13 protein-coding genes and 1 tRNA gene are annotated in these 15,236 nt (G+C 60.9%); 4 read left to right on the top strand and 10 right to left on the bottom strand.

What is annotated here, in order from left to right:
• Nucleotides 1-13 precede the first annotated feature (13 nt).
• The 6 genes from guaB to rpmE all read right to left on the bottom strand — a co-directional run bounded on the left by guaB (nucleotide 14) and on the right by rpmE (nucleotide 5,911).
• Nucleotides 14-1,561 (bottom strand): IMP dehydrogenase, encoded by a 1,548-nt coding sequence (gene guaB, locus ACUIAH_RS00205; RefSeq protein WP_445340983.1) that lies wholly within the window; start codon nucleotides 1,559-1,561, stop codon nucleotides 14-16.
• Nucleotides 1,562-1,627: 66 nt separating this feature from the next.
• A complete protein-coding gene (locus ACUIAH_RS00200; RefSeq protein WP_445340982.1) occupies nucleotides 1,628-2,818 on the bottom strand; it encodes an MraY family glycosyltransferase in 1,191 nt (396 codons plus the stop codon).
• Nucleotides 2,815-3,474, bottom strand: a complete 660-nt coding sequence (locus ACUIAH_RS00195) for an L-threonylcarbamoyladenylate synthase (RefSeq protein ID WP_445340981.1) — start codon at nucleotides 3,472-3,474, stop codon at nucleotides 2,815-2,817. Before ACUIAH_RS00195 ends, ACUIAH_RS00200 begins: the two co-directional genes overlap by 4 nt.
• A 76-nt stretch (nucleotides 3,475-3,550) precedes the next feature.
• A complete protein-coding gene (gene prmC / locus ACUIAH_RS00190; protein WP_445340980.1) occupies nucleotides 3,551-4,483 on the bottom strand; it encodes a peptide chain release factor N(5)-glutamine methyltransferase in 933 nt (310 codons plus the stop codon).
• Nucleotides 4,484-4,506: 23 nt separating this feature from the next.
• Entirely contained in the window at nucleotides 4,507-5,595 is a 1,089-nt protein-coding gene (prfA, locus tag ACUIAH_RS00185; protein WP_045924736.1) for a peptide chain release factor 1, read from the bottom strand.
• Nucleotides 5,596-5,698: 103 nt separating this feature from the next.
• A complete protein-coding gene (gene rpmE / locus ACUIAH_RS00180; RefSeq protein WP_015022244.1) occupies nucleotides 5,699-5,911 on the bottom strand; it encodes a 50S ribosomal protein L31 in 213 nt (70 codons plus the stop codon).
• Nucleotides 5,912-6,118: 207 nt separating this feature from the next.
• On the opposite strand from rpmE, the gene ACUIAH_RS00175 reads away from it, so the two are divergent.
• Entirely contained in the window at nucleotides 6,119-6,892 is a 774-nt protein-coding gene (locus tag ACUIAH_RS00175) for a (S)-acetoin forming diacetyl reductase (RefSeq protein WP_445340979.1), read from the top strand.
• 88 nt (nucleotides 6,893-6,980) lie between these two features.
• On the opposite strand, the gene ACUIAH_RS00170 is transcribed toward ACUIAH_RS00175, so the two are convergent.
• Nucleotides 6,981-8,192 (bottom strand): MalY/PatB family protein, encoded by a 1,212-nt coding sequence (locus ACUIAH_RS00170; protein WP_445340978.1) that lies wholly within the window; start codon nucleotides 8,190-8,192, stop codon nucleotides 6,981-6,983.
• Nucleotides 8,193-8,333: 141 nt separating this feature from the next.
• Here ACUIAH_RS00170 and ACUIAH_RS00165 point away from each other — a divergent pair, with 141 nt between their 5' ends.
• Nucleotides 8,334-9,110, top strand: a complete 777-nt coding sequence (locus ACUIAH_RS00165; protein ID WP_445340977.1) for a helix-turn-helix transcriptional regulator — start codon at nucleotides 8,334-8,336, stop codon at nucleotides 9,108-9,110.
• 596 nt (nucleotides 9,111-9,706) lie between these two features.
• Here ACUIAH_RS00165 and ACUIAH_RS00160 read toward each other — a convergent pair.
• From ACUIAH_RS00160 to ACUIAH_RS00150, 3 genes are all read right to left on the bottom strand, one after another.
• A tRNA-Ile gene (locus tag ACUIAH_RS00160) sits at nucleotides 9,707-9,780 on the bottom strand.
• Between the two features lie 70 nt (nucleotides 9,781-9,850).
• Nucleotides 9,851-11,479, bottom strand: a complete 1,629-nt coding sequence (locus ACUIAH_RS00155; RefSeq protein ID WP_445340976.1) for a peptide ABC transporter substrate-binding protein — start codon at nucleotides 11,477-11,479, stop codon at nucleotides 9,851-9,853.
• Nucleotides 11,480-11,582: 103 nt separating this feature from the next.
• On the bottom strand, nucleotides 11,583-12,209 hold the full coding sequence (locus tag ACUIAH_RS00150) for an ECF transporter S component (protein ID WP_445340975.1): 627 nt from the start codon (nucleotides 12,207-12,209) through the stop codon (nucleotides 11,583-11,585).
• A gap of 305 nt (nucleotides 12,210-12,514) precedes the next feature.
• Between ACUIAH_RS00150 and ettA the strand changes: the two genes are divergently transcribed.
• Together ettA and ACUIAH_RS00140 are read left to right on the top strand one after the other, a co-directional pair.
• A complete protein-coding gene (ettA, locus tag ACUIAH_RS00145; RefSeq protein ID WP_045924742.1) occupies nucleotides 12,515-14,191 on the top strand; it encodes an energy-dependent translational throttle protein EttA in 1,677 nt (558 codons plus the stop codon).
• Nucleotides 14,192-14,230: 39 nt separating this feature from the next.
• Nucleotides 14,231-15,145 (top strand): acyl-CoA thioesterase, encoded by a 915-nt coding sequence (locus ACUIAH_RS00140; protein ID WP_445340974.1) that lies wholly within the window; start codon nucleotides 14,231-14,233, stop codon nucleotides 15,143-15,145.
• Nucleotides 15,146-15,236: the final 91 nt, after the last annotated feature.

The following is a 15,236-nucleotide window of genomic DNA, read 5'->3' as shown; positions in this document are numbered from 1 at the left end:
TGCCTATCTTGGCTCAGTTGTGGAAGCCTGAGTAGTTGGGGGCCTCCTTGGTCATGACGATGTCATGGGGATGCGATTCACGCAGACCGGCATCGGTGATCCGAATGAACCGGCCCTTGCGCTGCAGCTCGGGGATGGTTCGGGCACCGGTGTAGAACATGGTCTGATGCAGGCCGCCGACCAGCTCGTAGAGCACATAGTTGAGCGGACCGCGGTAGGGCACCTCGCCCTCGACACCCTCGGGCACCACCTTGTCGGAGCTGGTGACATCGGCCTGGAAGTAGCGGTCCTTGGAGTAGCTCTTCTTGCCGCGCGGAGCCATGGCGCCCAGCGAGCCCATGCCCCGATAGACCTTGTACTGCTTGCCATGCAGGAGGACCTTCTCGCCAGGAGCCTCCTCAGTGCCTGCCAGCAGACCGCCCAGCATGACCGAATCGGCCCCGGCCACGATGGCCTTGGCGATGTCGCCCGAGTAATGGATTCCGCCATCGGCGACCAGCGGGATCCCGGCTGGGCGGCAGGCCAGTGCAGCATCATAGACGGCGGTCAGCTGGGGCACGCCGACACCGGCAACCACGCGGGTTGTGCAGATGGAGCCGGGGCCCACGCCGACCTTGACCGCATCAACGCCGGCATCGATCAGCGCCTGGGCACCCTCGCGGGTGGCCACGTTGCCGCCGATCACGTCCACATGGTCGAAGGCATGATCAGCCTTGATCCTGCGAATCATATCCAGCATGAGCTTGGCATGGCCATGGGCGGTGTCCACGACCAGGATGTCGACCCCGGCATCGGCCAGGGCGGTGATGCGCTGCCAGGCATCGCCGAAGAAACCAACCGCTGCAGCCACACGCAGCCGTCCGCGCTCATCCTTGGTGGCCTCGGGGTACTGCTCGGTCTTGACGAAGTCCTTGACGGTGATCAGCCCGGTCAGCTTGCCCTCGTTATCGACCAGGGGAAGCTTCTCCACCTTGTATTTGGCCAACAGCTCATGGGCATCTTCCTTGGTGATGTTGGACGGGCCGGTGATCAGATGGTCCTTGGTCATGATGTCGCTGACCTTGAGTCTGTCGAAGTCGGCAGGATTGACGAAACGCATGTCACGGTTGGTGATGATGCCCACCAGCCGCTGCCGACGATCCACCACGGGCAGACCGGAGACCTTGTAGGTGGAGCAGAGCTTGTCCAGGTCGGTCAGCGTGGCATCCGGGGTGACGGTCAGGGGGTCGGAGATCATGCCGGACTCGGACCGCTTGACGATGTCGACCTGATTGGCCTGATCCTCAATGCTGAGATTGCGGTGGAGGACGCCGATGCCGCCGTTGCGGGCCATGGCCACAGCCATGGTGGCCTCCGTGACGGTGTCCATGGCAGCCGAAAGGACCGGGGACTTCATGGTGATGTTCCGGGTCAGCCGGGTGGTGGTGTCTACCTCGGAGGGGATGACATCGGATTCGTTGGGCAGCAGGAGGACGTCGTCATAGGCCAGACCGATTTTCTGGAAGGCGTCGGGAAGTTGAGTGTAGGAGGAGGGTTCGCTTTGTGGGTTTTCCATAGCCATAGCATCATGCTACAAGTGCTTCTTGACCGTTCACTGCACCGTGTCCGCACTATTTCATTGGGCGAATCAATTGTCCTCATCTTTGTCGTGGCGGCTCTTACGATGCCTGTGCGGTCTGGCCGCATGCTGCGAACCTTGGGTGGCGAGAAGAGCGTTCTCACGCCTGATTTCGGGAAGGCGACGACGGTAGTAGGGGTAGAGGGTAGCGAAGGTCAGCAGTATGGCGGCCAGGGCCAGACCAATCAAGACATATCTCAGTGGGAAGAAAAGAATAAAGAGCGAGCCGAAGGAAATCAGGGCGGCCCAGCCCCAGAGGATTAGGACCGCGGACCGAACCGTGTGACCGATGCGCAGCATACGATGGTGCAGGTGCATGCGGTCGGGGTGCATGGGTGATTGCCCGTGGCTGAGCCGCCGGACGATGGCCAAGCACATGTCCAGAACGGGCAGGAAAAGCACCAGGATGGGCAAAAGAATGGGCATAAAGGCCGGCAGATAGATGCTGGCGTGAATGGTGGCCGGATCCAGCCGACCAGTGACCACAATCGAGGCGCAGGTGATCAAGTATCCCAGCAGCATGGATCCTGAATCGCCCATGAAGAGCTTGGCCGGATGCCAGTTGTGCAGGAGGAATCCCACGCAAATGCCCACCATGGCCACGTCGATCAGGGTCGCCAGGGAGGCATAGTCGGGCGAGATGCGGGCGATGATATAGGAGTAGATGGCGAAGGCGATGCCCCCGATGGCTACGATGCCTGCAGCCAGGCCGTCCAGGCCGTCCACAAAGTTGACCGCATTGATGGAGGCCACGATCAGGAAGGCTGTGATGGCCATGGACAGGCTGGGCGAGGCCGCCACCAGGGATCCCAGAGGCAGGGAGATGATCTGGATGCCGCCCCAGGAGACGAAGACCGAAATCAGCAGCTGGCCGGCCAGCTTGAGCATCCAGTCCAGGTCCCAAAGGTCGTCGGCTATGCCCAGCAGGCAGATGGCCACGGCCCCGGCCAGAATGACCCAGGCCTGATGTCCGGACTGGAAGAGGCCCGTGATGAAGGGAATGCGGGAGGCGAAGCACATGGCCACGGCAAAGCCGATCAGCATGCCCAAGCCGCCCATACGAGGAGTGGGCACCTTATGCACGTCGCGAGCGCGGACCACACCTACGGCACCGACCCGGATGGCGAGATGACGAACCATGGGCATGACCAGCCAGGTGGCTCCGCCAGCGATGGCAGCAATGAACAGGTATACCCTCACCGACCCTCCCCTCTGCTGGTCTGGCCGGACAGTATTGCACGGACCCGAGCCTCACCGATTACGCCCTGCCGCAGCACGTGTATTCCGTCAGGATCATTCTTGTCGGCTTCCACCACCGTGCTGGCCACTGAGCCAGGGGTCGGCCCCCCGTCCAGGTAGAGATCGACGCTGTCACCCAGCTCGGATTCGGCCTGCTGGACGGTCTCCACGCTGGGATTGCCGGATCGGTTGGCGCTAGAAGCAGCCAGGGGGCCGGTCACCTGCAGGAGGGCCCGGCAAATGGACGAGTCAGGCACTCTGACGGCCTGTGTGGGACCCTCGGGCTCCCTTCGAGGGGTGCGCAGAGGGCAGGAACTTCCTACAAGGGCAATAGGCGAAAAGGGGCCCGGCAACAGGGCATCGGACAGGCGATCCAGAGGCACAGGCAGGCTAAGATCCAGCCGGTCCATGGCCTGGACCCCATCCAACAGCACCTGGATGGACTTGGTCCTGGGACGGTGCTTGGCCTGGAAGAGCCTATCGATGGCCGCGTCATTGCATGGATCGCAGACGATGCCATAGACCGTGTCGGTAGGAATGACCGCCAGCCCCCCGGCGGCCACCACCTGGGCCAGTAACTGCGGCGACCGACTGTCATAGGTCATCACCCGGCTCATACCCTGCATCACGACCTTTCGGCTCGACATGTTCATGTGACCAGCTACCAATCTATCCCAGGACCCCGGCAGCCCGCTAGGATGCAGGGTCTGGCCGTCGGGCTGTCAGGTAGCGGTCGCGGCCAGCCAGATCCCGGTGTGTGTGCGCATCCAGGTACCCTCGCTTCTGTGCAGCTGCAACCATGGCCGCCCCCTGGGAGGCGTCATGCTCCATGACCAGCAGACCGCCAGGTGTCAGCAAAACCATGGCCCTGTCCAGAATGCGGCAGGGCACAAGGCATCCGTCGGGTGAACCGCCATAGAGGGCCAGGTCCGGATCCCAGTCACGCACCTCGGGCTGGCTAGGAATCGCATCCATGGGGACGTAGGGAGGGTTGCTGATGACCAAATCCACATGGGCATCCAGATCAGAAAGGGCGGCGGAATCCGTGGCATCAGCCAAGAGCAGCTGATAGTCGGATCCAGCCTCCCGAATGGCAGCCTCCTGAGCGGCGGCATTCAACGCACCCCACCGATATGCCTCCTCGTCCACCTCCACGGCCCGAACCCGCGCCCCTGGAACCTCTGTGGCCAAGGACAAGCCGATGGCTCCACTGCCGGAACACAGATCCACTGCCAGTGGATGATCCACTCCAGTCAAGGCATCGATACCTGCCTGGACCACCGTTTCGGTCTCAGGACGGGGGATAAAGACCCCCGGACCTAGGCGGAGATCCAAATAACGAAAGCAGGCGTGGCCAAGAATGTACTGCAAGGGTTCGCGTCCGACCCGCCTTTGCAGATAGGACTGATAACGGTCCAGGGCCGCTGACTGGGAGTCATCGGCCTGTCTGCGACCAACACCGTTCGTCAGCAGTTCCTCAGCAGTCCGATCCAAGAGCAGCGCCTGATCCAGCTGGTGCAGATCGCACCCCAGGGCATCGGCCAGCAGCAGCCTGGCATCATTGAGCGGAGTGGGCAGGCCAGCCTGGGCTAGCAGGTGATGGCCCCTATCGACCAGCTCAGCCATACTGGTCCTGCGCTCCTGCTGATTCACCCCTGCGAAGCCATTCTGCGGGCCTCATCAGCTTGAATGTCGGAGTCGATGACGGCCTGCAGATCGCCGTCCAGCACCTGTTCCAGGTTGTAGGCCTTGTAGCCGGTACGGTGATCCACGATCCGGCTCTCTGGGAAGTTGTAGGTCCTGATACGCTCGGACCGATCCAGGGAACGGACCTGGGAATGGCGCATGTCTGCGGCCTGGGCGGCCTCCTCCTCGTGCTTCATGGCCAGCAGACGGGACTTGAGCACCCGCAGGGCGGCCTGGCGATTCTGTATCTGGGATTTCTCATCCTGCATGGAGACCACGATGCCGGTGGGAATGTGGGTCATCCGCACAGCAGAGTAGGTGGTGTTGACGGACTGTCCTCCCGGGCCGGAGCTCATGAAGATGTCTACCTTGAGGTCCTTGGGGTCGATCTCGATCTCGTCGTCGTCCTCGTCAGCCTCTGGAAAGACGATGACCCCCGCAGCTGAGGTTTGAATACGGCCCTGGGACTCGGTGACGGGGATGCGCTGGACCCGATGCACACCGCCCTCGTACTTGAGCGAAGCCCAGACGCCGTCGGCCGGAGCCACCTGGCCGCGAGCGCGAATGGCCAGCTGGGCATCCTTGACCCCGCCCAGCTGGGTACGGTTCTCGCTCATGATCTCAGTGGTCCAGCCGCGTTTTTCGGCATAACGCACATACATGCGCATCAGATCGCCAGCGAAGAGGGCCGCCTCCTCGCCGCCGCTGCCGGCCTTGATCTCCATGATCGTATCGCGGCCGTCATCGGGATCACGCGGAATAAGCGCGGTGCGCAGGGCCTGTTCCAGGTCCGGTATTCGGTCAGCCATGGCCTTGGCCTCTTGCGCGAAGTCAGGATCCTCCCGTGCCATCTGTTCGGCGGCCTGGCTGTCTTCCAAGGCGCTTTGATAGGCCTTGTAAGCTTCAACGATGGGTGCGAGCTCAGCATGCCTGCGGCCCAACTTGCGGATCTGCGCCGGATCTGAAGCCGTTTCGGGCTGACTCATCTGCTTTTCCAGGCGACCGTACTCCTCGACGGCAGCCACCGCCGCCGGAAACTGCTCCTCGCTCATCTACACCCTTCCCGTCCGCTCATCCGCATGGTTCAAGTCATAAAAAACGCCAGTCCCCGCCGGGCATAGCAGAGCGACCCGGAAGGGACTGGCGTTGGAAGTGCTACTTGGTCCTCTTGCCGTAACGGGCTTCGAACCGAGCCACGCGACCACCGGTGTCCAGAATCTTCTGCTTGCCGGTGTAGAAGGGGTGGCAGTGCGAGCAGACATCAACCGTCATATGATCGCCGGGAGCGGTCGAACGGGTGATGAAGGTATTGCCGCACGAGCACGTGACCTCAACGGGATGATAATCGGGATGAATTCCCTGCTTCATGGTTACTCCTAGATTCAAGGGCCCCGGGTCGACCGCCCCTGTGGCGGACGTGAACCGGCAACCGCGTAATAGTCTAGCGCAACCCGGGGAGAATACGACCCCCTTGCGCCACACGCCGAATCAGCCAACCGGTGTGGCGGACCGCTCGCCCTTTAGAATCAAACAGTCGGACCGACCGGCCCGGCGAGGCGACAAAGGAGGGCAGCAATGCAGCAGGAAGTGGCGTTCGTTACAGGGGCGGCTCAGGGAATCGGCGAGGCCACTGCCCGCCGTCTGGCCAAGGACGGGTTCGCCGTGGCCGTGGCGGACATGAACACCGACAAGGCCCAGGCAGTGGCCGACTCCATCAATCAATCTGAGGGACGGGCCATGGCTGTCACCCTGGACGTGACCGATCGTGTCCAGGTGCGCTCGGCGGTAGAGAAGACGGCCACCAAACTGGGCGACTTCAATGTGATCGTCAACAACGCTGGCTTGGGACCGACCACCCCCATCGATTCCATCACCCCGGAGCTGTTCGACAAGGTCTACCACGTCAACGTGGCAGGAACCATCTGGGGCATGCAGGCCGCCGTCCAGGCCTTCCGTGATCGAGGCCACGGGGGCAAGATCATCAACGCCGCCAGCCAGGCAGGGGTGGTGGGCAATCCCAATTTGATGCTCTATTCCTCCACCAAGTTCGCCATCCGCGGCCTGACCCAGGTGGCTGCACGCGATCTGGCCAAGGAGGGCATCACCGCCAACGCCTACGCCCCCGGCATCGTCAAGACGCCCATGATGATGGACATCGCACATCAGGTCGGGGCCAACGCCGGCAAGGATGACGAGTGGGGCATGTCCACCTTCTCGGACGGCATCGCCCTGGGGCGGCTTTCCGAGCCCGAGGATGTGGCCAATGCCGTAGCCTTCCTGGCTGGGCACGACTCTGACTACATCACCGGCCAGACCCTGATTGTGGACGGCGGCATGCAGTTCCAGTGAGTCTTTAGCAAGGATTCGCCCGCATATGATGGACCCTCGCCGATCGGCTCTGTCCGATAGCGAGGGTCCACGATCGTTCAGGGATCATTCAGGCGTTGAAGACGTACTTGTCCAGACGGTCCATGGCCTCCTGGACACGGCTCAAAGGCAGAGCCAGGTTCATGCGGATGGCGCAGGGAGCCTTGAACTGCCGCCCGTCCTGGACGGCCACACCCACATCCCAGGCACGCTTGAGCAGCTGGTCCAGGCCCAGATCATGGTTCTTGCACCACTGCGTGCAATCAAGGAAGAGCATGTAGGTGCCTTGGGGCTTGGAAAGCTCGACTCCCTCGAAATGCTGCCGGATGTAATCGTAGGCGTAGTCCACATTCCCGGTCAAAACCTGCCGGAGTTCATCCACCCACTCCTGTCCCTGGGGCTTGTAGGCCCCGATCAGGGCATGCATGGACAGCACGTTCATGTCGTTGTAGTGGGCCTTGGACCCCTTGGCCACAATCCTGTCGCGCAGATACTTGTTGTAGATGATGTGGTAGGAGCCGACCAGCCCGGCCAGGTTGAAGGTCTTGCTGGGTGCATAGAAGGCAGCCGTCCTGTTGCGGGCATCCTCGCTGACCGATTGGGTGGGGATGTGCCTGTGGCCCGACAGGATCAAGTCTGACCAGATCTCGTCGGAGATGACCACGCAGTCGTTCTCCTTATATACTTCCATGGCCTTCTCGATCTCCCACTTCTCCCAGACACGGCCGCAGGGGTTGTGCGGGCTGCAGAAGACCGCCACATGGATGTTGTTCTCCTTGAGCTTGCGATCCATGTCTTCGAAGTCCATGCGCCAAACGCCCTGCTCGTCCTTCTTCAAGGGGCTGTGCACGATGTGGTAGCCATTGTTCTCGATGCAGGAGGTGAAGCCGACGTAGGTCGGGCTGTGGAGCAAAACCGCATCGCCGGGAGCCGCGAAGGCAGTCAAAGTCGAGACAACCCCGCCCAGGACCCCGTTCTCATAGCCGATGTCCTCAGCCGTCAGGCCTTCCACACCATTGCGGGTGCGCTGCCAGTTGATGATGGCGTCGTAGTACTCGTCAGTGGGATTGAAGTAGCCAAAGGCCGGGTGCTTGGCACGCTCGATGATGGCCTCGGGTATGGTCGGCACCGTAGGGAAGTTCATATCGGCAATCCACATGGGGATGACATCGAAGCCCTCCTTGGGAGGATCGGGGGCGAATCCAGGCTCGGCACCCAGGCCGTCAACCGCAATGGCGTCCTTGCCGTGCCTGTCCATGATACTGGTGAAATCGTATGTCATTAGTCAACCTCTCATCCCGTGCAGATGTGCTCGCAGCGACCTTCCGCCAGTCTACAGCTGCGGGCTCCGTCCGAGTGTCTGCGTCTAATACCAGAGCAGCGATGGTACTATCTGGCTTTAGTCAGTGGATGGGGTGACCAAATGAGTGCATCAAAGCCCGTTTCATCTTCTCTGCAGCTTTTCGTCCCGCTGGTGGACTTCCTGGGTAAGATCCTCGGCCCCAAGACGGAAGTTGTGCTTCAGAACGTCAAGGATTTCTCGCATTCGGTGGTTGCCATCGCCAACGGCAACTTGAGCGGACGCACCATAGGCAGTCCCGCCACCGACCTGGTCCTGCACATCTGGCGGAACCACGAATACGACCAGCACAACTATTTGACCCATTACGCTGGCTACACCATCCAGGGGCATCCCGTGGTCTCGTCCACCCTGTTCGTGCGGAATTCCAGAGGACGGGTGATCGGCTTTCTCTGCATCAATTTCGACAGCTCCGCCTTCCGACAGGCCAGCAAAGAGCTCAGAAGAGCAAGCGCTTATCTGGACGCTCTGGGACTGGCCGATCCTGCTGCGGTACTGAACGACGATAGAGCCGCATCAGAAGAATCGGATGCTGAGACCGGGACCGGCCAATCGACCCGTGAAGTACTCTCAGTCAACACAGACGAAGTCGTTACGCATAATATTGCCGAATTCGCCGCAGAGCTTGGTATTCCTCCGGCAAGAATGAACCGGCAGGAGCGACTGCAGCTGATCACGCGCCTGGATGGGTCAGGGGTCTTCCTGGTCAAGGGCTCGGTGGACACGGTTGCCCGGGCTCTAGGGATCTCCTCACCCAGCGTCTACCGCTATTTACACACGATACGCAATGCGGCTGCAGACCCAGATCAGAGCACCCCGGCTCGCCCTGCTCAGCTTTGACACACCCCCTCCAAGGTGTATGATTAGTACAAGATATACGGGGGACGTATACACGATGGACCTACAGGGGCTGAACTATTTTCAGTTCCAGAGGAGATGTACATGCGTATAGTTTCCCGGCATAAGCCGACGGCTCCTACTCGAGCCCGTCCCGTATTCTTTTCCCTGATAAATTCTCATACTTAGCGGTTCTACGGAAGCGCTTCCGGATTATTGTGCCGTGCGCAGATCTGATGGCTGTCTACGTTAGCACGTTTGGGGCACCGAGAAGTGGATATACACCGAGGGTGCTCTATGATCCGACATAAAAAACGCGCCTAGCTCTTTTCCCCCGGCTTACATGTGAAGCCATACATATTTGCATCGGTGAATCATGGATGCTAGAGCTAGGCGGCGAGAGGACGGCCCCGACATTAGCCGGGGCTGGTCCTTCTACTAAGACTATCAAGAAAGTTCGGGGGACAAAACCTTAGTCATTCCACTGGCAGTCATCGAAGACGCGAACCAGTGCTGGGCTGAGAAACCTGAACCTCTTAATTCAATCCATCAATAAAGCCCCCCGGAACCTTCTAAAGGTTCCGGGGGGCTTGTCTGTGTGGGGCCTCAGGGGCTTGAACCCTGGACCGAACGATTATGAGTCGTTTGCTCTAACCGACTGAGCTAAGGCCCCGCGCCGACCGTACCGGCCAGAGTCATGGTATCAAAACGACTCGTCATCAGCCAGATCCGGGTTGTCGGACTTACTTGGTGACCTGGTTGTAGACAGGTAGACCCATGTATCCGAAAGGAGCCTGGCGAACCTGCTTGCCGGCCACCGCTGAGACCTTCCTGTACCAGAGCGGCAGCACCGGAAGATCCTTGAAGAGAACGGCTTCAGCCTCGCGGTAATCCTGCATGGCTTCGTCCTGAACGGTCTTTGACGCGGCACGGGAAAGAATGGCATCGTATTCGGCGCTCTTGTAGTCCCCATTGTTCAGACCCTTGCCATCGGCCTGGCTGGAGGCATATCCCTGAACCAAGTAGCCTTCGGGGTGGGGATAGTCCGAGGTGATGCCCGAATTGAAAATACTGTTGACCTGACGGTTATGAACTGCAGTATTGAATTCCTTGCCAGTCGGGAAGATATTCGGTGCCGTCTTGATTCCCAGAACCTGGGCATACTCATGCAGAACCGCATCAACCCAGTCCTTGTCTGCCCCGTCGGCACTGTACGCAATGCGAAGCGTGCCTTCCCAGGGAGATATGGCATCAGCCTGCTTCCACAGTTTACGGGCCTGGTCCGGATTGTGGCCCAGCACCTCTTTGCCTGTGATGTCGGAGGCATTGCCCTTGATGGTGGGTGCCAGGAAATCAGTGGCCGGCGTAACCGAACCAGCGAAGACCTTGTCGGCTATTTTCGCGCGATCCAGAGCATACGACAGGGCCGCCCGGCGAAGGGCGCCCTCCTGCCCCTGGAAATGCTGCAGGCCTTGCGGGATGGTCAGGGACCGGAAGGCCGGCCCTGGCTTGATCAGGGGCTGCAGGCCCGAATCGGTATGGAAGGTTTTCAGGCGGGAGACCGGAACCGTATCGAGCACATCCAGGTGACCGGCTTGGATATCGGCATAGGCGGCATCGAGGCTCTGGTAGTCCCTGAACTCCAGGCTTCCGTTCCGAGCCTTGCGCGGTCCCTTGTATGAGGGATCCTTCTCCAGCTTGATCCCCTGATTGGGCACCCATGATTTGAAGCGGTAGGGCCCGTTCCCGATCGGTTTCTTGCCGAAGGCCTTGATGTCCTTGTAGGCGGCTGCCGGCAGTGGCAGGAAGGCCACATCTCCCACCTTGTAGGGGAAGGAGGAATCCGGCTTGTCCATGGTCACCTCCAGGGTCAGGTCGTCGACCACCCGGAGACCGGACAGAGGAGCCTTGGGGTCGCCATGCTCATCCTGCACCTGCTCGTACCCGGCGATGGTCGAAAAAGCCGAGGCGCCCAGCTGCCCATTGGCTGCATTCGCCGCGAAGGACCAGGAATCCGCATAGGTCTTGGCTGTGATCTTCTCCCCGTCGCTGAAGGTGAGTCCTGGTTTGAGGACAATCGTGTACTGGCTTGCATCCTCATTGGGAGTAATCGATTTGGCCTCGACCAGGGTCATCCCGCCTTTGGCATCGAAGGTGACCAACCCGTCGAAGAGCTGGGTCACCACCTTCCAGCCCGCGGTGTCGTTGGTGCTGGAGGGAATCAGCGGAGCCGTAGGTTCGGCATTGTTGACGCTGATGGCGGCCTGAGGGTCAATCCTGTCTTCTTGTGTGGCCTGGGAGGGGCCGCAGGCGCCCGCTGCCAGGATGAGCGGAAGCACCGCTGCTGCAAGGTAGGAACGAAGTTTGGTCATAGTAGGGCCCTTCCTGCCCGGTATGGGCTGTCACAGCTGCACGGGAAACACTGAGTCAATAAACATATGGTCAATACGGTCGGTTGGGCGAGGATGCCGATATTCAGACCTGCCTGACATCCTGCCCGGATGCCAGCCGATCCAGAGCACCGGTGCTGCCGATGGCCCGGAAGAGGAACCAGCTGACCAGTCCAGCCAGGACCACTCCACTGATCAGCTCGCAGATGGTGCCGATGATCCCCCTCGGGCTGAGGAGGGAGACCCCCTGATAATAGAAGGCCAGGAGAAAAGCGTTATAGACCAAGGCTATCAGGACACCCCCCAGAACGGTCGTTCCCAGGGTCCAACGACGGTAGCGGAATATTCCGAAGGCCAGTTCCGCGCACAGGGCCTCGACGATGGCCTCCACCAAAATCATCGGCACGTTATAGGCGTTGCCAGGCAGAATCTCGACCAGGACACTGATGATGCCAACGTAGACGGCTGCGCCTGGCTTGCGCAGTATCAGCAGGGAAAGGGTGCAGGGAAAGTAGAAGACCCCATGCAAAAGGGCCGCCATCCCCGGAAGCAGGGCCGTCATCAGCGGGAATATCCACGAGGCGAGCAGGCTGGCCAACCAGTAAATCAACCCCGACACCGCGCCCAGGCCTGCGCCGACCGCTATGTCAAGCGGCCTCCAACGCAACCGATGAGCTGTGGAAATCCGACCCTGCTGCTGTTTCTTCGTCATTGATACTCCCTTGCGACCGTCATAGAGCGGACGGCCCGTTCCTCATGCGCACAGCGATAGGAGGGAACCCGCCCAAGCCGGCAAAGGTCCGTCCGGCGTTCCTTGACCTGCGCATGCCGGGCGGGAACGTCGACTCAAGGCTACCCCGACCACGGCGGCAGAACCAGGGTCTGGTCATAGGTCTTGTTTATAGGCGGCCATCCGCCTGACTGACCTTGCTTATCAGCCCGGCGCATAAGTCAGAAGTTCCCACTACCATGAATGCAGTTTCCACTGTCTTTTCTATGGTTCTGTGAGGTAGCTTCTTGGCCGAATTCATTTATCAGATGATCAAGGCGCGCAAGTCCTTCGGCGACCGCGTCATCCTGGACGATGTGACCCTGAGTTTCCTGCCCGGCGCCAAGATCGGCGTGGTGGGCCCCAACGGCATGGGCAAGTCCACCCTGCTGCGGATCATGGCTGGCCTGGACACGGTCAGCAACGGCGAGGCTCAGCTCACCCCCGGCTACACGGTAGGCATCCTCCAGCAGGAGCCGCCCCTGGACGAAGACAAGACCGTTGGCGAGAACATTCGCATGGCCTTCGGCGACATCATGAGCAAGGTGGACCGCTTCAACCAGATCGGCGAGCAGATGGCCGATCCCAATGCCGATTACGACGCCCTCATGACCGAGATGGGCCAGCTCCAGGAGCAAATTGATGCCGCCAACGGCTGGGATCTGGATTCCCAGCTGGATCAGGCCATGGATGCCCTGCAGTGCCCCGACCCGGACACCCCGGTCTCGGTCATCTCTGGAGGGGAGCGCCGCCGGGTGGCTCTATGCCGGCTGCTGCTGGAAGCCCCCGACCTGCTCCTGCTGGACGAGCCCACCAACCACTTGGATGCCGAGTCCATCCTCTGGCTGGAGCAGTACCTGCACACCTATAAGGGCGCCGTCCTGGCCGTGACCCACGACCGGTACTTCCTGGACAACGTGGCCGAATGGATCTGCGAGGTGGATCGCGGCCACCTCTACCCCTACCAGGGCAACTACTCCACCTACTTGGAGACCAAGGCCAAGCGTCTGGAGGTCCAGGGGCAGAAGGACGCCAAACTGGCCAAGCGTCTCAACAACGAACTGGAATGGGTCCGCTCCTCCCCCAAGGCCCGGCAGGCCAAGAACAAGGCCCGTCTGGAGCGCTATGAGCAGATGGAGAACGAGGCCCGGAACAACAAGAAGCTGGACTTCTCCGAGATTCAGATTCCGCCGGGTCCCCGTCTGGGCTCCAAGGTGCTGGAGGCCGAGCACATCCACAAGGCCTTCGGCGACCGCGTCCTGATCGACGATCTGAGCTTCACCCTGCCTCGAAACGGGATTGTGGGCGTCATCGGACCCAATGGCGTGGGCAAGTCGACGCTCTTCAAGACCATTGTGGGCTTGGAGCCTCTGACATCGGGCTCCTTGGAGGTCGGCGACACGGTCAAGATCTCCTATGTGGATCAGAACCGCGAGGGCATCGACCCCAACAAGAACCTCTGGGAGGTGGTCTCCGGCGGGCTGGACTTCATCGAGGTCGGCGGCGTCGAGGTGCCCACCCGCGCCTATGTGGCCTCATTCGGCTTCAAGGGTTCGGATCAGCAGAAGCCGGCCGGCGTCCTATCCGGCGGCGAGCGCAACAGACTGAACCTGGCACTCACCCTCAAGCAGGGCGGCAACCTCCTCCTGCTGGACGAGCCGACCAACGACTTGGATGTGGAAACCCTGGAGAGCCTGGAGAACGCCCTGTTGGCCTTCCCCGGCTGCGCTGTGGTCATCTCCCACGACCGCTGGTTCCTGGACCGGATCGCCACTCATATTCTGGCCTGGGAGGGCACGGACGAGAATCCGGCCTCCTGGTACTGGTTCGAGGGCAACTTCCAGGCCTACCAGGAGAACAAGGTCAAGCGTCTGGGCGAGGAGGCCTCCAGGCCCCACCGCATCCACCGCAAACTGACCCGCTGAACGAAGCACATCACGAGGGATCGAGGGCCCAGGAGAAGCATGAGCACCGAGGATGAAGCACTGGCCCAGGCCATCGCCGGGTTGAATTTGCAAAAACAGCAGCCTGACGATGGCCGTTCCCGTTTTCTAGGCAAATCGCTGGACTTCCCCACAGGCCGCCTTTACGGGGGCCAGCTGCTGGGTCAGGCCATCATGGCCGGCGGGCGGACCGTGCCGGAGGGTCGATTGCCCCACTCGATGCACGCCTATTACCTGCGCACTGGACTCTTGGATCAGGACGTTCAAGCCGAAGTCGAGACCATTCGAGATGGGCGCTCCTTCTCCTCCAGACGTGTTGATCTGCACCAGGGGGAACGGACCATCCTGAACGCCCTGCTCTCCTACCAGCAGGTCGGCCAGGGGGGCATCCGCTATGCCGACTCCATGCCGACGGGGCTGCCCGATCCGGAGGACCTGCCCAGCTCCCGGGAGCTGATGGAACCCTATGCCGACCAGTCCCCCTTCGCTGACTACTATGCCCATCAGAGCCCTTTCGACATGCGCCACGTCGGCGGCACGGTCCTGCTGGATGATGCGGATGAGGCAGACAAAAGGGATTCCGAGGATGACAGCAGGAGCCGCCAGGCCGTTTGGAGCCGCACCCAGGGAAGTGCCAACCTGGATCCGCTGATGCGCCGGGCCCTGCTGGCCATGGAATGCGATCAGATCATGATGGAGCCCGCCCTGCGCCGTGCCGGGCTGAGCATGACCACCCCGGGTATCTCCTTCGCCTCCATCGACCATGCCATGTGGTGGTATCAGGATCTGGATCCTTGCGATTGGCACTGCTTTATTCAGGAGTCCCCAGTGGCCGACCACGGCCGCAGCCTGTGCATGGCCAAGGTTTACAACCGTCAGGGTGATTTGGCAGCCTACATGGTTCAGGAGGCCATGATCAGGGTGCCTAAAAACTGAGCGGCCACAAGGTCATCGCGTATTTTTCCAAGGCGATGAGTCAACAGCCTGGTCTATAGCAGGTTAGCCATCTTCGGAAATGCCTTAGGCT

It is taken from the genome of Bifidobacterium sp. ESL0820, assembly GCF_052606235.1.
The sequence above is the reverse complement of the archived record's forward strand: the minus strand, read 5'-3'. Positions and strand labels throughout refer to the sequence as shown.